The organism is Tunturiibacter lichenicola, assembly GCF_051013355.1.
Lineage (GTDB): Bacteria > Acidobacteriota > Terriglobia > Terriglobales > Acidobacteriaceae > Edaphobacter > Edaphobacter lichenicola_F.
Genome location: NZ_CP132944.1, coordinates 3,022,106 through 3,041,364 on the forward strand (window position 1 = coordinate 3,022,106; position 19,259 = coordinate 3,041,364).

Here is a 19,259-nt window from a genome sequence, read left to right on the forward strand (position 1 = left end):
CCACTCTCCCACGGACGGTCAGGAACCGAGGGCGCACGCTGCGCATAGGTGTTGAACGGGAGTAGAGTGCAGGCACACACGATGCTCCACACTCTGCTCCCCTTCGTTGGGAGTACTCCTTGTGTTTTCATCTCCCAGACTTTCTGTGCTCGCACGCATATTTTGGAAAACTCCCTATCTTCCTCTCTCAACGAAAGAAATTCGTTCTGGCGAGGTCGATGATCTCGTCTCCTCGACCGTTCATCACGGCGCGGATCATATAAAGGCCGAAACCCAATGCCTGCTCCGCACTGATCGTGGGAGGCATCGAGAGTTCCTGCCGGTTCACGATCACCTCAACCAGAGCCGGTCCGTTATGTGCAAAGGCGCGTTCGAGAGCCGGTGTCAAATCCTCCGGCAATTCCACACGGACGCCAAGTATGTCTGCCGACTCGGCCAGCTTCGCGAAATTGGGATTCACGAGGCTTGTGCCATAGTCAATAAGGCCGGCGGCCTTCATTTCAAGCTCTACGAAACCCAGTGTGCTGTTGTTGAATACCACCAGCTTCACTGGAAGATTCAATTGCTTGAGGGTCAATATGTCTCCGAGCAGCATCGCCAACCCACCATCGCCAGAAAGGCTGATCACTTGCCGGCCGGGATATGCCGCCTGTGCGCCGATCGCCTGCGGCAGGGCATTTGCCATCGAGCCGTGAATCAAAGAACCGAGAAGCCTTCGTTTGCCGTTCATTCGCAGATAACGAGCGGCCCAGATCGTCGGCGTGCCCACATCGCAAGTGAAGACTGCGTCCTCGCTGGCAATTTCGTCAACGATCTTAGCGACGTACTGCGGATGAATCGGAGTTCGTCCAGGCTCTCCCATCGCGAGACCGTCCAGTCCCCGGCGTGCCTGGCGATAATGGCTGATGCATTTATCCAGATAAGACGTATCGATATTCTCTTCGAGCAGAGGAATGAGCGCTTCCAGGGTGTCCTTGACCTTGCCGATCAACCCAAGGCTGACAGGTGTGCGTCGCCCGATCTGCTCGCCCCGGATGTCAACCTGAATAATTGCTGCTTTTGTTGGATAAAACTGGCGATAGGGAAAATCAGTGCCGAGCATGAGCAGGGCATCGCAGTTCATCATGGCGTGGTAGCCGGAGGAAAATCCGAGGAGTCCTGTCATTCCTACATCTAATGGATTGTCATACTCGATGAACTCCTTTCCGCGCATCGCATGCACAATGGGCGCTTTCAGACGCTGAGCAACAGCGACCAGCTCATCATGCGCCCCTTCGCATCCTGCTCCGCCGAGGATCGTAATCTTCTTGGCTCTATTTAAAATCTCCGCCGCCTTCTGCAATTCGCCTTCCGAGGGACGGATTGTCGATGCCGATTCCAGAATTCCCAAAGAGATGGCCGGCGCAGGGCATTCACGCAATGCGATATCTCCGGGGATCACCACAACAGCTACGCCGCGTCTCGCGATGGCTGTCTGCATGGCAATGGCCAGGATGCGCGGCATCTGCTCAGGCTGTGACACCAGTTCGCAGTAATAGCTGCAGTCCTTGAACAAGTGTTCCGGATGGGTCTCCTGAAAATACCCACCACCGATCTCGTGACTCGGAATCTGTGCCGCGATTGCAAGAACAGGAACTCGGCTGCGATGGCAATCAAAGAGCCCGTTAATAAGGTGGAGGTTTCCAGGACCACAACTGCCGGCACAGACAGCTATCTCGTTCGTGAGATGTGCCTCGGCCCCTGCCGCAAAGGCGGCCACTTCCTCATGGCGCACGTGTAACCACTCAATCTTGTCGCTCTTGCGGATCGTATCCGTCATGCCGTTTAATGAATCGCCGGCGACTCCATAGACCCGCTTGACACCGGCTTTTATCAACGTCTGAACCAGTACTTCTGCCACCTTTGCCATTGCTCTACTCCTTGAGTTCCCATCGATGCTTGCCCACGATTTCGCACCCAATTTACCCGGTTACTGCAAACGTGCCTTCGATCTGCGCGATTTCTCAGGCGGTGTTCGATGACGCGAGTGCCGTGTGGCCTACCTTGACGGCGCCGAGCAGTTCCATCAGGTCCCGGACCTGGATGGTTTCGACCGAATGTACGGCATCCTTGATCTCACGCGATAGCCCCTCGCTGATGCGACCAGCAACGAGCGTGTCGTACTTCTGGACGGCATCCTCCCAGGTGAATGGATGGGAAGCGAGACCCGGGTAGTCCTGGACACTGTGTTCGATCACTTTCCCGCCGTGTAACGTGATGGCGATCTTAACGGGCATTTTCCCCGGGTATAGTTCCGTGTATTCATGGCTCGGCCGGACCGAGACCTTCTTTAGTAACGCCTGCACGTCGGGCTTGATGATGCGTTCCGGCTCAAATTGCGCCGGCATCACGTCGCCGTCAAGGAGGGCCACCGCAAGCAAGTACGGCAGACTGTGATCCGCCTGTTCCTTGGTACGGATCACCTTGTCCACGCCATAGAGGCCGCCACCTGCGAAGTCAAACGCGAGTTGGAACACCTCTGCTTCGATCGAGACAATCTTGTCGAAATCAATTTTGTTCCGGCTCGCAAGTTCGACCATGCAATGGACCGCGGACTGGGTGTGGATCATAGAGTTGTACTTTTTGATGGTGCTCCTCACGACGCCCTCGTACCCCTGTTTCTCCCAGTCGATGTTGATCTTCATCCTCAGGAGGTGATCGATGCCCAGGGGGCCCTCAATAACTTGCAGAGGACCCTGCACTCCGCGACGGGCGAGGAACAACGCGTTCATGGCGCCGAGCGCCGACTGCGCCGAGGCCAGACCCTTCCACTGCGACAGTGGCTTCGCCCGAACGACAGCGAAGGACGCATCACTGACCGCGGCCATCGCGATCGCATGTCCAATCCGCTGCTCGCTTAGACCGAGTAGCCGGCCGGCAGCGGCGTTGTGCGAGAAGGCCAGTTGCGCGGTGTGGTCGAAGCCGCTGCTCATGAAGTTGGCGTGATCAACAAAACGTGACTGCACCGTGTAGCCCAATGCCACCGCGAGCATCAAATCGCGTCCACTGCCGCCTACGTAGTCGGCGATGGTAAGCGCCACGCCGAAATTATCCGCGGTATGGCAGGTTTCGGTTTGAGCCAGGAAGTTGTCCATAAAATCGACGTAGCGTACGAGTGCGGTATGCCAGAACGCTGCGTAGATGGGGTTCGCCTGCCCACCGCCGATCAACGTGCAGGGGCTGGTGCCCCCGAACTCCGCGACTTGCTCGTGGCAAGCCTTGATCGGGGCGGCGCCCAGTGCGGCGATGCAGCAAGCCAGCGAGTCTAGAATGTGGATTGGTAACTGCCTGCGTGATTCGGCCGAAAGGTCGTCGAAGGAAGCGCGGGCAGCATATTTTGCGAGAGCTTCAACTTGAGTCATGATTTGGATTCTCCGTTTCTAGTTGTTAAGGTCATTTTGTTTAGTGCGTTAAAGCGATGAAGACTCCCATCGTGACGATCGAGCCCATTACGCTGAGGAACACAGAGGATGCTGCCTCCTCCTGTGCGACGCGGTACTGTAAAGCAAGCATGAGCACAATAGGCATGGCTGGAATGGCCGTAGTCAGCACGGCCTCACTGACTACAGGATTGCCATAGCCCATCCATCGCAAACCACCCAGAACCAGGGCGGGCTGAATGATGTTTTTCAGGAATACTAAGAGCAAAACGTACCGGTTGACTTTGATCTTGTCGGATGCAAGCACGATCCCGCAGGCAAAGAGCGCGACTCCTCCGGATGCGTGGCCAAGCAGGGTAAGCGAGTGGACGATGAGTTGAGGAATGCGGAGGCCGCTCAACACGATAACGAAAGCGAGGACCGGTGCCCAAACGATCGGCTCTTTGACGGTTTCCACGAGTTTGCCAGTGAACACCGAGACGTATGATTTAGGGGTCGATAGCGAATCCATTCCTGTCTGCAGAACAGAATTTTTGTTCTGTGAGTCTCTGCCTGTCGAATCCAATGCGAGAAACAGAATCGTGATTGGCACGACCGTGAGATTGATGACCAGGCTGGCTATTGCGATCGGAATGGCGCTGAGCCCTCCTAATAGATCGCCGAGCACGGCTGGGCCAACGAAAGGCACTGCTGGCGCGGAAGCCGTCAGCGCGGCCAGCGCGCTATTGCTCACTTTCATATGAAGAAACAGTCGTGAAAACAGAAACACCACACAGTAGAAGCCAATGATGCCAACGCACAAGGTAATCACTAGCGGCAGGTCCTGACTGAGTGCCTTGCGCGACGTCATGACGGTTCCGGCAAAAAGCGCCAGCGGTACTGCGTATTGAAGCACCATCCGATTCAGGGTCGAGGCATCCTTTGAACCAAAATCGTGTCGCCATGCCGCCACGAAACCGAGCGAGAAGGTGACGACCATTGGAAGGAGTGCACTCAGAATGGTATCTAGCATGTCTGTTGGCCCCGTTGCCCTGAACTTCTCAAATCAGGTGCATGCCTTTGGCCGCCGCCGTGAGCTCACCTTGGAATTCGAGGTGCGCCAGGGCGATCAACGCTTTGGCGCGCTCTGTCGATGACTTACCTTTGAGGTCTGTCCAACCGAATTCTGTGACGACGAACTGCGTGTCGGTGCGTGGAGTGGTCACCGGGCCATCCAATCGAGCCACGATTCGCGACACCTTGCCTTTGGCCGCAGTCGAATGGCAGGCGATGATCGACTTGCCACCGCGGGAAGCGTAAGCGCCACGCACGAAGTCGAGTTGGCCTCCCGTGGCGCTGTACTGATGACCGAGCAGATGTTCAGCGTTGACTGCTCCAGTCAAGTCGACTTGCAAGGCGGCATTGACCGAGATGACGTTATCGTTTTGGGCGATGACGTACGGGTCATTGACATAATCCACCGGGTGGCTCTCGACGGACGGGTTGTCGTCTAGGAAGTCATACATAGCCTTTTGCCCTATTGCGAAGGTGAAGACGGTCTTTCCCGTGTTGAGACGCTTGCGCCGGTTGGTCACCACACCGGCTTCGATCAGGTCGATCATCCCAGGGCAGAGCGCTTCCGTGTGGATCCCGAGATCCTTCCGGCCACTGAGTTGCGAGCAGACTATGTTTGGTAACGCACCGACGCCCATCTGCAGGCATGCACCATCCGGCACCATCTCGGCGATGATCCTACCAATCGTGGCGTCCTCAGGTGACGAGTCAGGAACGGGCAACTCCAGTAACGGTACGTTGTTCTCGACGATGACCTCGACTTCTGACACATGTAGTTGTGCCAGAGAACCATAGACCCGCGGCATCTGATCGTTCACCTCCACGATCAGGTGTTTGGCCGCACGAGCTACCTTGCTGGAGTAGTCATTCCCCGTACCGAAAGTAAAGTACCCGTGGCAATCCATGGGCGACACGGTGACGAGAAAGGTGTCGATGCCGATGTGTTCCATCAAGAGCCGGGGCGACTGATGGAAGTTGCTTGGAACGTAGGTGAGTGTCTTGTTGCCCCCGTCCTGCATCCCTTTTTTGATCAGTGCACGCTCGACTCCCGTGACGAACATGCAATAGGGATGAATGCGGTCGGCCAGCTCGTAACGCAGAATAGTCTCGCCAGCGATACGCGTAGACTCGAAGTAATAAATCTTTAGATCATCGACTTTGCCTGCGGCGGCACGGTCCGCCAATGCCTTGAGTAACGCTGGAGGCTCTGTCATGGCCATGCCCATAGACAGGGTGGCTCCGGAGGCAATCATCGCGACCGCGTCTGCGGGTGTAGTGAGCTTCGATCGATAAAGCGATTTGGGTTCCAACATGGTTTTTCCTCGGATTCGATCCGTTTTGACGATTCGTGCGTAACGCGGGCTTGTGAGAGATTTAGTAGTTTGCGGAGTCCGGTTGATGATCCCGCTTGTAAATCAGCATCGTGCGCTCGAAGCTCATCACTTCCTTGCCATCCTGATTCAGCCCGCGTGTGGAAACCGTCACGATCCCTTGCGTGGGGCGACTCTTTGATTCGCGCTTGAATAAAACCGTCGATTCCGCGTACAGTGTGTCACCGGCGAAAACCGGGTGCGTCGCCTTGACCTTGTCCCATCCCAGATTGGCAACGACCTTGGCACTGATGGTTCGGACGCTCATGCCAGTAACGAGTGCGAGGGTGAACGTGCTGTCCACCAGCATCTTCTTCCACTCTGTCTGCGAGGCGTAGGCGGCATCGAAATGGACAGGTTGCACATTCAGGGTCAGCAACGTCATCCAGATGTTGTCTACATCTGTGATCGTCCTTCCCGGACGGTGCTCGAATACGTCCCCAACTTCGAAATCCTCGTAGTAAAGGCCAGATGTCTCGCGATAGTGCTTCGGGCCTAGCTCCCGGTATGCCGATAGTGTCTTCTCCATGTCCTCTCCTTCTCGTTGCGTTTCTTTCGTTAATTTCCGCTCCAGATGGCAAGACTTATTTCTCAACAGCGATTCCAGCTCGTTCAAGGACGAGTCTCGCCTTGCGCGCAACGGCTTCATCCACCATCTGGTGATCCACAGAACCTACACCCTTCTGGTTCACGACAAGAATCTGGCGTGCCTCGGCTACTTGTTGTTCGCTCGGGGTTAAGACCTCATTGATGATTGCAATTTGTGCCGGGTGGATTGCACATTTGCCGTGAAATCCCAGACTCTCCGAGGCTTTCGTCTCCTGCTTGAGGCCTTCTGTGTCCCCAATATTGAAATAGGGCGAATCCAAGAGCGCCATCCCGGTTGATGCAGCAGATTGAACGACGCGCGACCGTACCCAAAGCAGGGGCTCCCACGCAGTTTCCGCCCCAAGATCCGCGGCCATGTCCGCCGCGCCGAAGAGCAAGGCAGCTGGCTTGGCGTCTCCTCGGACTATCTCATCAAGAGCCCCCACACCCTTGGCGCTCTCGATAAGCGCAATAATCTGCGCCGTCTTGCCCGACTCTCGCAGCAGATTTCCTACCAAGCCAATGAGAGCGGACGATCCGCATTTCGGTAAGATCAGATAATCAGGATCGGCCGGAGAGCTTAATAGAGCCTGCAGGTCATCGAACCCGAACATCGTGTCCGGGGAATTAATTCTCAGCGCACAAGGGAGATGGTCTGCGGGAGTCACTGCAAGGTAGCGAAGTGCTGCCTCGCGCGCTTCTTTCTTTGCGGAAGGCGCCACTGCGTCTTCAAGATCAACGATCAGGGCGTCGGCGTGTGCCTCGGCTGCACGGGCAAATCTGTCAGATTTGGTCGCTGGTGTGAACAGCCAACTCTTCAGCGAAAGAATCGATTGTTGCAACTTCGGAAGCGTCATCACGGCTCCTTCAAGCGTTCTCAACTGATCTCAACGCCGATCAATAACGGTCGACCGTCATTCCGTCTGGTCGGTATTGGAGGCGGCAGAAATGGGAGATCATCGCAGCCGATCATGCAATCGGATTCTCCTCGAACAACCGGGCGACCATCGCCGAGTCGAGGTAGGCACGAACTCGCACGATCAATCCCTCTCGGAAATAAACTACCCAGCAGTAGCGATTGTCGAAGCGCATGCCGTTCGTCGCCGTCGCCAGAGAATGAAGTTCAACGACCGCCTCGTCGTCTTTTACGATCAAATCCTCCACATGGAGCTGCGCGCCGTGTGGGAGAACCTGGCTCAACTTGGAGAAGGTGCCCTCCGTGAAAGCCTTCTTGCTACGGTAGTGACCGGCGAGGGGGTGGGTGCCCATCACTGTCCAGTCGACGTCGTCAGCTACCCGTTCGAAGAACGCAGCGCCGTCGCCGTTCTCAAGTCCCTTGAAGATCTCGCGAACACTGTCTGATGTAATTGCCATTTGAATCTCTCCTTGTCGTTTGCTATCAGTCTTCTGCGCTTTCGCAATTAGATAAAGCAGGTATCCTGCCATTTGCTAAGGTGCTGAGAAGAGACAGCGTCATCATCAGAGTCATGCTGCACGCTCAGCAAAATGACGAGCGCTCAGCAGAACGTGCTGAAATCAAAAACTGAATCAGCAACGGATGGACTAACCTTTCGAGGGCGCTTGGTCTGGGCAGACGAAAAGGGAATGTGATGGCAGGAGCCGCTCGTCGGAAACGAGAGCCGTCCCATTGGAAGGATTGAGGTTTCAGACTGTACTTGTTGATTCACAGACGTCTGATTGTCGATTCAACCGTTTGTCGGGGAATCCCAAGTTTTTCGCAGCCGCGCCTGACGGGCCGGAAATGCGCACGCGCCAGGGCAAAGATGGTTGGCGAATAAACATCGGTGATCGCGCAGATTCCGCTCATCTTCCTGCAGTTTCTGCTCGGCGTATCCGGTAATCGATATCGGCGTTGATTCCATACGAGCGGACGACGTTGCCTTGTTCAATTGCCCGGACGACACGAACGAATCAGATGTCATCCGAAACCTGCGGCTGTGCCCCTTCGGCCCGCTCGCGAAGAATCCACTCGCGCACATAAAGAGGACAATGAACCAATGCAATCCCCCCGTCCTCGCAGTCACGCAAGAATCGTACAACCTCAACGTCCACAAGAGTGACCTCACCCAAGTCCAGGAGTATGTGAACGTTGTGATCGTCCATTTGAGCCCGTATGTTGCCGATATTGGCCGATTGAATTCGGCCACTGAGCCGCAGGCTCGTAGTGTCTCCGTCCGACTCCTTTTCAATCCTCAACATTGGTTGACCATTCCTTTCGGGCGCGGTCGCGGGATACCGATACGAGATCATGGCCCCGCCTGGCGAAGCGGTCGGCATAGACAACGCCAATCCCATTGAAAGCGCGAGTAATCCGGATGGAAGGTGAAGAAGTCATTAGTTTGCTCCTCTTTATCAACTCATCATCGGTAAGGGATTCGCGAATCCACGTTCCTGCAGTATCCGGATATGCATGGCGGGGGCCATTCGTAAACAACTGAAGCAAAATGGACGACATCGATTCTTGGTGCTGCGTTTTCGGCAAAATGACGAAGACTCAGCCAGTTGCCTGGCTCGCTGAACCTCAGGCTAGCTGTTGATACGCGTATGTGGACGACGCGCCCGTCAAGCAGGTAAGTTCCGCAAAGGCGACCTCTAACACGTCGTGCATGGTGCGCTGGCCGACGTCTACTTTATGTCGAAACCGAGCGGGATGCACATCTGATTTCATAGACATTTGTGTCTCGCCGCGAAACAAGATGTGACGGTATTCCCGTTCGTGCGATTATCTTTGGCAGATGGGGACCCGATCGCGATGCCACTGAAGAAGTGGTGAGAACGTCCGTTGCCGAGGCTGCAAGTTGAATAAGCTGTTATCAATTCCGTTCTGCTTGCTGTTGCTCATGACTGGAGAGTCATGTCTCGCAGTCGATCCCAGCAAGCAGGTGACCCAATATGCACATGCCGCCTGGAGAATCCAGGACGGATTTTTCAACGGCGTGCCAACCGCAATTGCTCAGACTACCGATGGTTATCTATGGATTGGAACGCTGGCTGGCCTCTTGCGTTTCGATGGCGTCCGATTTGTTCCATGGAAACCGACGAGTGGGAAAGAGTTGTCGTCATCCCACATTAGCGCACTCCTGGGCGCTCGCGATGGGAGCCTATGGATCGGAACGGACTCGGGCTTGAGCCATTTGCTCGATGGCAAACTGATCCAATATCCTGACCGGGCAGGAGGAGTAGCTTCAATTATGCAGCGCGCCGATGGAGATATTTGGTTCTCGTACATTCAACCCATCGATAGCGCATGGGGGATTTGTAAAGTCACCGGAACACAAACGCAATGCTATTACGGGAAGAACAATGGTATCCCGCTGGTCGAAGATCGTTCTGGATTTCTGTGGACTGGCTACGGGGCAACTCTCAAGCGCTGGAACCCGGGTTTATCCACTACTTACGCTCAGCAGGGGCTGAGACTGGTGGGGGCGACGGGTATAGCTTATCTCGCTCTAGCAAGAGATGGTTCGATGTGGGTCGGAATGACTTCTGGTGGGCACGGCGCAGGCTTGCAACAATTCACAAATGGCGCATGGAAGCCGTTTATTGCCCAGCTTTTCGACAGTAGTTCATTGACGCTTACCGCATTGTTGTTAGACCGGGAGAATACGTTGTGGGTCGGTACCGCAAGCCAAGGACTCTACCGTATTCGCGGCCGGCGTGTGGATCACTTTGGGAGTTCAGACGGTCTGTCCAGTGACTCTGTGAGTGAGACGGGGCTGTATGAGGATCGTGAAGGCAACATGTGGGTTGCCACGCCCCACGGCCTCGACTGTTTTAGCGATCTACCTGTCACGACCTACACAATCCGCGAGGGGCTCCCATCGGGGGAAGTCGATTCGATTCTCGCCTCGCGCGTTGGCACGATATGGTCAGGCACTGCTCAATCGCTAGTCGCAGTCCGACAGGAACGAACTCCCGTCATTGAGGCGCATCGGGCGCCCGGGAATCAGGTTACGTCGCTCCTGGAAGATCATGCCGGTCAACTATGGGTGGGTGTCGATGATTTCTTGACGATATATAAGAACGGAACGTTCCGTAGGATAGACAGGCCTGACGGTAAGCCAATTGGGTTCGTTGTTGGAATGACCGAAGATGTGGATCACAATATCTGGGCCGAAACCAGAGATGCGCCGAAGACACTTTTTCGCATTCAGGACTTCAAGATCCAGAAAGGGTTTCCGGCACCTCAGATGCCTGCTGCTCGGAGGATTGCGCCTGCCCCGGGGGGCGGCATCTGGTTGGGTCTCCTTCAAGGCAATCTGGCCCGATACAAAAACGACAAGCTCGAGATATTTCCCTTTAAGCACAGCGGAGTTCCCGGCTTCGATACTGAAGTAAATCAATTGCTCGTGACTTCCGATGACGCTGTATTGGGCGCTACACATTTTGGAGTCATCGCGTGGAGAAACGGAACTCAACAAACCCTCACCGCCCGGAACGGCCTTCCCTGTGATGGAGTCGATGCGCTTATTTCCGACAATCAGGGAGATCTCTGGCTGTACTTGCAATGTGGCCTAGTTGAGGTCCCGAAGGCGGAGATACAGAAGTGGTGGCAAAAACCTGACGCCATCGTGCATTTCCGTATGCTGGATGCTCGTGACGGAGTTCATCCAGGACAGGCCGCTTTTGATGCGGCGGCGCGATCTCCCGATGGGCGGTTATGGTTCGTCAACGGATATGAATTGCAGGTAGTTGACCCGACCCACCTGTCAATGAACCCCATTCCGCCGCCAGTCCATATCGAAGAAATCATCGCAGATCGCAGGACCTATGTCGTAGCACGCCATCTTCGTCTTCCGCCGATCACTCGAGATTTGGAAATCGACTACACAGCATTGAGCTTCATGGCGCCACAGAAGGTACGCTTTCGCTACAAACTTGAGGGCCACGATACGGAATGGCAGGAGCCCGGGACTCGGCGACAGGCATTCTATAACGATCTTGGGCCAGGAGAATATAAGTTTCGCGTGATCGCCTGTAACAACGACGGCGTCTGGAACGAAGCAGGAGCAACCCTAGACTTCAGGATCGCGCCGGCCTGGTACCAGACGATCTGGTTCCGCGCCTCGTGTGTGGGAGGTTTTGTATTATTGCTGTGGACGCTCTATCAACTCCGTCTTCAACAGCTACGATGGCAGTTCAACATGACTTTGGAAACACGAGTCGACGAGCGGACGAGCATCGCGCGGGAACTGCACGATACCCTACTGCAAAGCTTCCAGGGATTGATGCTCCGCTTTCAAACCGTAGACGAAATGCTTCCAGCACGCCCAATGGACGCGAAAAAGACACTCGAAAGCGCTCTCGATCGGGGGGATCAAGCAATCAGCGAAGTAAGAGATGCTATAACGCACATACGTGCTCCCGCGTTGGCAAGTCACGACCTAGCGAAATCGATCATCGCGCTGATGACTACTTTGAATGAAGAGCTTGCGGCAGGCAACAGGGGCTCAGTAACGTTTCGTATGCTTGTAGAAGGCGCGCCGCGAACTGTGCGTCCGACTCTCCAAGGCGAGATATATCGCATTGCTCGGGAGTCGTTAGGAAATGCCTTCCGCCACGCACAGGCCCGGCAAATCGAAACGGAAATCACCTATGGCGAATCTCTTCGTCTACGCTTCCGCGACGATGGAAAGGGCATCGACCCAGGTATCGTTGAACACGGCGGACGTCCGGGGCACTGGGGCTTGCCAGGAATCCGAGAACGAGCTAGGCAGATCGGAGCGCAATTGGAGGTCTGGAGTGAACTCGGAGCCGGCACAGAGGTAGAGTTGAGCATTCCAGGGTCGATCGCTTATGAGGTATTCCCGACCAAGACGCGTTTCCGCGCTTTCCGTAAGAGGAAGAGAATGGAACAAGATCATGAGCACCGGTCCTAGCTTAATCCGGATTCTCGCGGTTGACGACCATCCGATGCTGCTTGAAGGCATTGCATCCCTGGTCGGTAGTCAACCGGACATGAAGTTGATCGCCGAGGCTTCTACAGGACGTGAGGCACTCGAGCAGTTCCGAAAGCACCGGCCAGACCTCACATTGATGGATCTGCAGATGCCAGACATGGACGGTGTTGAGGCGATGGTCGCCATCTGCGGCGAATTTCCGGACGCCCGGATCATTGTCTTGACAACCTACAAGGGAGACGTCAAGGTTCTACGCGCTCTCAAAGCCGGCGCGCGGGCCTTCTTGTTAAAAGGCCTCTTGCGGAAGGAACTCCTCGAGACGATTCGCGCTGTACATGCCGGTCAAAAGCGCATTCCTCCTGAGGTCGCTGCTGAACTCGCAGACCACGCGATCGATGATGCCCTGACCACACGAGAAATCGATGTGCTGCGCTTAATTGCCGGCGGGAATACAAATAAGCTGATTGCCGATCATCTCTCGATTACCGAGGAAACAGTCAAGGGCTACGTCAAGAACATCCTTTCCAAACTTGGCGCAAGCGACCGAACGCACGCCGTAACAATCGCGCTGAAGCGTGGATTCATTGACTTGTAACCCCCACGATAGAGGGGGCGGCTATCCCCCCAGATTTGGAGTGTCGAATCGTCGTTGACGCGGACTACTCTGTTGATGTTTGACATAAGGGGGTTTCCTGCAACGCCTTTTTCCCATGTTTCCTTACGGCTGGCCCGGCAGGGGGCTTCTCATAGTACGGCTCGTTGTCGGACTAATTTTGATTCACGATGGCATCGGCGCATTGATGGGGGTGCCACAACGTGAATCGATTGCGCTGCAGGAAATCGCTGCCATCCCAGGAATTTTTCTACTCGTCGGTTTGTGGACACCAATAGCCGGCGCGATTGTTGCACTGTGTGAAATCGGGATCGTTCTCACAGGCACTGACCACCCGCGAGGCACGATCTTGATGGCAACGCTGGGTATCGCCTTCGCATTCCTGGGACCTGGCGCTCTGTCGATCGACGCTCGCCTTTTTGGCAGGAAGCGGTTCGAGATTTGAGTTCGCGGGAGTTGTCCCCTCCGCGGAGTGGGTGGCCTGGCCCCCATTTGAGGTTGTTTGCATGACGGGTTTTGTTCCAAACCGCAACTTAAGGACTTACAGAGCTTCACTAATAATGAAAACTCTGTACCTAGTTCGCTCAGTGGCGTCCGCGGACTCCACGGTTCATCAAAGGACTCAACTTACGCTGGGATCAACATGACTACCTTGCCGCTTGAAACTCCATTCTCGCAGGACGCGCCGAGTCCGGGCGCTGCAGCCGTGGCGACGAGGGTATCTTTTGGGACAGATCCTTCTGCGAACGAGGCTTTCCTGGCCGTAGCGCAGAGCCTAAGCCACACCGGCAGTTTTGGCTGGAGTGTTGCCAGCGGAGAACTCGACTGGTCAGCGGAAACCTTCAATATCTTTGAACACGATCGAGCAATAAAGCCTACGCTGGAGATGATACTGTCGCGGATTCATCCCGACGACAGAGATCTCGTGCAGCAGACCCTCGATCGGGTGATTGAGACAAAAGACGATTTTGATCTTGAGCACCGTTTGCTGATGCCGGACGGTTCAGTCAAACATCTCCACGTCTTAGCTCGCGCGTTAGCGACGCCTTCCGGGAACCTTGAATTCGTGGGGGCTGTGACGGACGTCACCAAACAGGTGCAGACAGAGACGACGCTCGAGAAAGCTCTGCAAGAAATCAAGCGGCGGAATGAGGCACTACGGGCAAGCGAACACAATCTTGACCTGATCATCAACACGATTCCCGCGCTGGCATGGTCGGCGCGTCCGGACGGCTCGGCCGAATTCTTCAACCAGCATTACCTTGAATATGTAGGTCTCTCCGCGGAACAGGTGAAAGATTGGGGGTGGACGGTTGCGGTTCATCCGGACGACCTTAATGGTCTGGCTGGTTCGTGGCGATCCATTATGGCTTCTGGCGAACGAGGCGAGAGCGAAGCGCGCCTGCGCCGCTTCGACGGCGAGTATCGATGGTTTCTGTTCCGCGCTAACCCGTTACGCAATGAATCCGGCAACATCGTCAAATGGTTCGGGATAAACACTGACATAGAGGACCGGGAACGCGCAGAGGAGAAACTGCGACGCAGTGAAGCATATTTGCTTGAGGCGCAGAGAATAAGCCAAACAGGTAGCTGGAAACTTGATCTTGCATCGGGTACAGTCACAGCCTCACCGCAAATGTTTCGAACATACGGCGTTGAGCCTGATGAGGACAAGTCGATCTTTGAATTGTGGTTTAGCAGGAGTCATCCCGAGGATCAGAAGCGCATGCTGGAGCTCTTCGAAAGATCCAAAATTCAGAAAACGAGCTATGCAGCGGACTACCGCATCGTTCTTCCCGATGGAGCTATAAAGCACATTCATACCACCGGGCATCCTGTCTTGAACGAGTTGGGCGATGTCGTCGAATTTGTTGGGACCAATATAGATATCACGGAGCGCAAACAGGCAGAGGAGAAGAATCGGCAAGATGAGCACGAACTTCGCCGGATTACCGATGCTATCCCGCATATCATCGTCGTTCTGAATACCGATGGTCGACCGATCTATGTAAATCGAGTGGGACTCGAGTACACCGGTTTGTCGGTTGAGGAGATGCAGGCGGAAGGTTCCCCCTATCGCGTCATTCATCCTGACGACATTGAGAGGTTCAGAGAAGTAAGGCATCACGCGATCTTAAATGGTGTTCCGTTTGGGGGCGAACAGCGGATTCTCGGAAAAGACGGCAAGTATCGTTGGTACCTCCTTCGTTATAATCCCTTCCGCGACGAACAGGGACACCTCGTGCGCTGGTATGCGACGGGAACAGACATCGAGGATCGCAAAGTAGCTGAGCGGCACCTCCAAAACGAGAACGTTGCGTTGCGCGAAGAAATCGATCACTTCTCGATGTTTGAGGAGATTGTCGGTTCTTGCGAACCCATGCGACAGGTGTTGAAGCAGGTGGCGAAAGTTGCGCCGTCGAATTCGACGGTTCTCATCCTTGGCGAAACCGGAACGGGTAAAGAACTGATCGCGCGCGCGCTTCATCGGAGATCGAACCGCGCAACGAGAGCCTTCGTCCGCGTGAACTGCGCCGCCATCCCTCAATCGCTGATTGCCTCTGAGCTCTTCGGGCACGAGAAAGGCGCCTTCACGGGCGCCCTGCAGAGACGTGTGGGGAGGTTTGAATCCGCTGACGGCGGGACGCTCTTCCTCGATGAAATCGGCGATCTCCCTATGGACACTCAAGTCGCACTGCTGCGCGTGCTGCAGGAGCGCGAGTTTGAGCGAGTGGGAAGTAATCATCCGATCTCAGTAGACGTCCGACTAATAGCAGCCACAAATGCAGATCTACCTGCTGCCGTTGCTGCCGGAACCTTCCGCCGGGATCTTTTCTACAGACTCAATGTTGTTCCGCTTGTCGCTCCACCGCTTCGGGAGCGAACGGCGGATATTCCATTGCTCGTCGAATATTTTCTTGGGCGTTACGCCAAGGCAGCCGGCAAGACGATCCTACACATCTGTAGGCAAACGCTGGCGCGGTTAACGGCCTACAACTGGCCGGGGAATATCCGTGAATTACAAAATGTCGTGGAACGGGCGGTCATTCTCAGTGAAACGGACACATTCTTCGTTGATGAGAGCTGGCTTAAATTGGAATCGCCAGAGTCTCGGCAGCCACGCGAAGGGATTTCGACGCTGTCAGATCGTGAAGTAGAGTTGATCGAAGCTGCTCTTGCTGAGTGCCATGGCCGTATCTCCGGACCTTCAGGCGCGGCTGCAAAACTCGGAATTCCGCGGCAGACGCTCGAATCGAAGATCAGGCGTTTCAGAATCAACAAGTACGGGGAACGTCAAACCTTCTAAGCGGGCCGGCTCTCGCTTACGACGAGCGCCTCCTGCCATCGGATTCTCTTTCCCTTCTTAGACCAGACCACTTCGAAATGTAAGGCCACCCTTCGCCGGTCAGTCTTCGTTTCCAGTACGTTCTGCCGGACGCTCGTCATTTTGCTGTGCGTGAAGCATGAGTCTGATGGTGACGCTGTCTCTTTTCAATATCTTAGCAATTGGCATGACGCCTGCATATTCAAAGGCGAAAGCGCAGGAGAAAGTGGCCAAACGTAAGGAGCGATTCAGATGGAAATTACATCAGACAGCGTCCGCGAGATCTTCAAGGGGTTGAGAGCGACCATGAAGTTCCGTTTAGCGATGGGGGAAGGCATCAGTCGAACTCGCTGGACGAAAGCCTCACCGCAAGGACAGTTCCCCGGGATTTTGAAACGCTCTGCAAAGCTGAACAGAAAAGGACATCGGAAATAGGTATGGTCAATAAATGTGCAGTGTTCGCGACGATGTTGTGTGCTGCGGCATTATCGAGCACACCACACTTACAAGCTCAGCAGTCAGCAGTGAAAAATATCGTCCTCGTTCACGGCGCCTGGGCGGACGGTTCGGGCTGGGAAGACGTCTATAACATTCTTGTCAAGGACAGCTTCAATGTGAGCATCGTCCAAGAGCCGGAGACGTCCTTCCAAGATGATGTGACCGCGGTGAAGCGGATTCTCGCGCTGCAAGACGGACCGAGCATTCTTGTCGCCCACAGCTATGGGGGATCTGTGATCACGGAAGCAGGCACGGATCCATCAGTTGCCGGATTGGTTTACATTGCAGCGCACATGCCAGACGCTGGGGAAAACGAAGGAGACGACGGGAAGCGCTTTCCGAGTGACCTCGGGAAATCTGGTGCGCTGAAAAAGACGGCAGATGGTTTCACGTACCTCGATCCTGTGCAGTTTCATGAGTACTTTGCTGCCGATCTTTCTGGGGAGCAGGCCGCTTTCATGGCGCGCTCGCAGGTCCTCAACTTTGCGAGCAATTTCTCAGCGACCATCACTACGGCCGCCTGGAGAACTAAACCGAGCTGGATGCTCGTGGCGGGAAGCGATCGGACCATCAACCCTGACCTTGAACGCTGGTACGCCAAGCGAGCTCATAGCCACATGCTCGAAGTCGCAGGGGCCAGTCATTGCGTTTATGTATCGCACCCCAAGGAAGTTGCAGATGTAATCGAGAGTGCGGCCCGTGCGGTCTCGAAGTAGTTGGGCTTCCGCAAGAGACTCCACACACCCAGCTCGTGCATATTCAGCAAGGGGAAAGGTAACCATGAAAACAGATGTGAAGTTTGTATCCGGCAGCAACATTCAACTTGCGGGTATTCTTTACTCTCCCGATTCCAAGAAGAGCACGCGTGTGCCCGCTATCGTAATTAGTCATCCAGGAAGCGGCGTGAAAGAGCAAACGGCGGGGCTCTACGCAAAGCACATGGCGGATGCAGGATTTATCGCCTTGGCCTTCGATGCAGCCTATCAGGGTGAGAGTGGCGGCGAGCCTCGGGGACTTGAAGACCCAGCCCAACGTGTTGAGGACATCAAGGCCGCTGTTTCGTACTTGGAGACTCGTCCCGATGTGGATGGCGACCATATCGGTGCGCTCGGGATATGCGCCTCTGGTGGCTATGCCGTGGCGGCAGCAGCCGCCGATCACAGAATCAAAGCAATTGCCACGGTAAGCGGGGTAGATATTGCGGCGCAGTTCCGCTGTGGAGCGGAGGGCAGCCAGCCTCCCGCCGTCTTTCAAGGGATGCTGGATGCTGCAGCGAAGGCCCGTACTGCTGAAGCCAAGGGAGGAGAGATACAGAGGTTTGAGCTTTTCCGAGTACCGAAGCGCAGGCGCGAGCAGGGGGGCAGCACTTATTTGACGGCTGGGAATACTACATCAGCCCGCGCGCGCAACATCCGCGTTTGATGAAAGCCATGACTTGGAACAGCGTCGACAAGATGGCTACATTCGACGCTTTCCGGTTTATCGATATGATCTCGCCTCGCCCATTGTTGTCTATTCTCGGCACGAAAGCTGTGACGAAATGGATGGGGACAGAATCGTTCGAACGCGCCAAAGAACCCAAAGAGCTAGTTTGGATCGAGGGCGCGAGCCACGTTGACCTCTATGACAAGCCCGAATATGTGGTCCCAGCCGTTGCTAAGCTTTCCGACTTCTTTCAAAAGACGCTTGCTTAGTTCGTGGTGTGGATCATAGCCATTACGCCAGATGTGGCCATCTGCGCTACATCTGGATCCAATGAGGAGTAAAACGATGGAATCCACACACAATGAGGCTGTCGTCGCTGGAACCGGACTGTCGCGTATAGGCCGGGAAGTAGGCTTTGAACCATGCTCGCAATCTCCTGCCTCATCAGCTATTGGCTCATCACGAACATCCTTGCGCGCGAGTATTCTGTATCTCGCGAGAATGACCTGCTTGGAGGCATGTGGGCAGTGATCGCGACGATCTTTGTGTTTCGATACAGAATTCTCCAGAGCGGTAGCGCGGCGATATCGCGGACGCTGGCGATATTCCTTAGTTTCGCACTCTGCTTCTTATACTTTCTCATTTTCCCGTTCAATGTCTTCGGGATGGTCGCGCTCATCTGGATCGGCACCGTCATTTTGTGTCTGATTGGCCATTCCCATTACGACCGCTGTGGTGTTCGTTGTAGCCGGAATAAGTCCGGGACCAGCCTGGATACAGCCCATTCTGCGACTTGCCGACACTGCCGTTGGCATCATGGTCGGGCTTCTTGCTTCACGGGTGGGAATTGCCCTTCTCAGTCGGGAAGGAGAATGGAACTGACCTCTCCGATCTCAGACAAACGTTGTTCACAATTGAAGGTAGGTGGCTAAAATTCTCAAGGTCTTTGTCCGCTATCGTTGCGCGGCGTTTGTCGCAAACAACTTATAAGCTTCATCCATACGAAAGGAACTATGAACACGCGATTACTCGCACCAAAGGCCTTCA

The 19,259-nt window shown here is 55.0% G+C and carries 17 protein-coding genes; 7 read left to right on the forward strand and 10 right to left on the reverse strand.

The genetic code is table 11. The annotated features are described in order from the left end of the window. Window positions 1–187: 187 nt before the first annotated feature. The 9 genes from poxB to RBB82_RS12865 form a co-directional block, all read right to left on the reverse strand. Window positions 188–1,909, reverse strand: coding sequence for a ubiquinone-dependent pyruvate dehydrogenase (gene poxB / locus RBB82_RS12825; RefSeq protein ID WP_433970924.1), 1,722 nt, complete (start codon window positions 1,907–1,909; stop codon window positions 188–190). Window positions 1,910–2,003: 94 nt separating this feature from the next. Then, a complete protein-coding gene (locus tag RBB82_RS12830) occupies window positions 2,004–3,401 on the reverse strand; it encodes an MmgE/PrpD family protein (protein ID WP_433970925.1) in 1,398 nt (465 codons plus the stop codon). A gap of 40 nt (window positions 3,402–3,441) precedes the next feature. After that, window positions 3,442–4,431, reverse strand: coding sequence for an AEC family transporter (locus tag RBB82_RS12835; protein ID WP_433970927.1), 990 nt, complete (start codon window positions 4,429–4,431; stop codon window positions 3,442–3,444). 28 nt (window positions 4,432–4,459) lie between these two features. Next, window positions 4,460–5,785 carry an acetyl-CoA hydrolase/transferase family protein gene (locus RBB82_RS12840; protein ID WP_433970928.1) on the reverse strand — a complete coding sequence of 442 codons (1,326 nt, stop codon included), beginning with the start codon at window positions 5,783–5,785 and terminating at the stop codon, window positions 4,460–4,462. A 61-nt stretch (window positions 5,786–5,846) separates the two neighbouring features. Beyond that, on the reverse strand, window positions 5,847–6,371 hold the full coding sequence (gene ripB / locus RBB82_RS12845; RefSeq protein WP_433970929.1) for a (R)-specific enoyl-CoA hydratase RipB/Ich: 525 nt from the start codon (window positions 6,369–6,371) through the stop codon (window positions 5,847–5,849). A gap of 55 nt (window positions 6,372–6,426) precedes the next feature. Beyond that, window positions 6,427–7,287, reverse strand: coding sequence for an itaconate degradation C-C-lyase RipC (gene ripC, locus RBB82_RS12850; protein ID WP_433970931.1), 861 nt, complete (start codon window positions 7,285–7,287; stop codon window positions 6,427–6,429). 112 nt (window positions 7,288–7,399) lie between these two features. Beyond that, the gene (locus RBB82_RS12855) at window positions 7,400–7,804 is read right to left on the reverse strand and encodes a nuclear transport factor 2 family protein (RefSeq protein WP_433970932.1); all 405 of its coding nucleotides are present in this window, start codon (window positions 7,802–7,804) and stop codon (window positions 7,400–7,402) included. A gap of 558 nt (window positions 7,805–8,362) precedes the next feature. Next, complete coding sequence (locus tag RBB82_RS12860) at window positions 8,363–8,728, reverse strand: hypothetical protein (protein ID WP_433970934.1); 366 nt, start codon at window positions 8,726–8,728, stop codon at window positions 8,363–8,365. A gap of 244 nt (window positions 8,729–8,972) precedes the next feature. Next, entirely contained in the window at window positions 8,973–9,125 is a 153-nt protein-coding gene (locus tag RBB82_RS12865; protein ID WP_433970936.1) for a hypothetical protein, read from the reverse strand. 124 nt (window positions 9,126–9,249) lie between these two features. Here RBB82_RS12865 and RBB82_RS12870 point away from each other — a divergent pair, with 124 nt between their 5' ends. The 7 genes from RBB82_RS12870 (at window position 9,250) to RBB82_RS12900 (ending at window position 18,481) form a co-directional block, all read left to right on the forward strand. Then, window positions 9,250–12,330 carry a sensor histidine kinase gene (locus tag RBB82_RS12870; protein ID WP_433970938.1) on the forward strand — a complete coding sequence of 1,027 codons (3,081 nt, stop codon included), beginning with the start codon at window positions 9,250–9,252 and terminating at the stop codon, window positions 12,328–12,330. Beyond that, window positions 12,314–12,946 carry a response regulator gene (locus RBB82_RS12875; protein ID WP_433970940.1) on the forward strand — a complete coding sequence of 211 codons (633 nt, stop codon included), beginning with the start codon at window positions 12,314–12,316 and terminating at the stop codon, window positions 12,944–12,946. The genes RBB82_RS12870 and RBB82_RS12875 overlap by 17 nt, the downstream gene beginning before the upstream one ends. Window positions 12,947–13,607: 661 nt before the next feature. Beyond that, a complete protein-coding gene (locus tag RBB82_RS12880) occupies window positions 13,608–16,271 on the forward strand; it encodes a sigma 54-interacting transcriptional regulator (protein WP_433970942.1) in 2,664 nt (887 codons plus the stop codon). 270 nt (window positions 16,272–16,541) lie between these two features. Beyond that, window positions 16,542–16,724, forward strand: a complete 183-nt coding sequence (locus RBB82_RS12885; protein WP_433970943.1) for a hypothetical protein — start codon at window positions 16,542–16,544, stop codon at window positions 16,722–16,724. A gap of 20 nt (window positions 16,725–16,744) precedes the next feature. Beyond that, entirely contained in the window at window positions 16,745–17,503 is a 759-nt protein-coding gene (locus RBB82_RS12890) for an alpha/beta hydrolase (RefSeq protein WP_433970944.1), read from the forward strand. A gap of 64 nt (window positions 17,504–17,567) precedes the next feature. Further along, on the forward strand, window positions 17,568–18,209 hold the full coding sequence (locus RBB82_RS12895; protein WP_433970946.1) for an alpha/beta hydrolase: 642 nt from the start codon (window positions 17,568–17,570) through the stop codon (window positions 18,207–18,209). Window positions 18,210–18,241: 32 nt separating this feature from the next. Beyond that, the gene (locus tag RBB82_RS12900) at window positions 18,242–18,481 is read left to right on the forward strand and encodes an alpha/beta hydrolase (RefSeq protein WP_433970947.1); all 240 of its coding nucleotides are present in this window, start codon (window positions 18,242–18,244) and stop codon (window positions 18,479–18,481) included. Window positions 18,482–18,841: 360 nt separating this feature from the next. Here the strand turns inward: RBB82_RS12900 and RBB82_RS12905 are convergent, their stop codons facing one another. Beyond that, complete coding sequence (locus RBB82_RS12905) at window positions 18,842–19,030, reverse strand: hypothetical protein (protein ID WP_433970949.1); 189 nt, start codon at window positions 19,028–19,030, stop codon at window positions 18,842–18,844. Window positions 19,031–19,259: the final 229 nt, after the last annotated feature.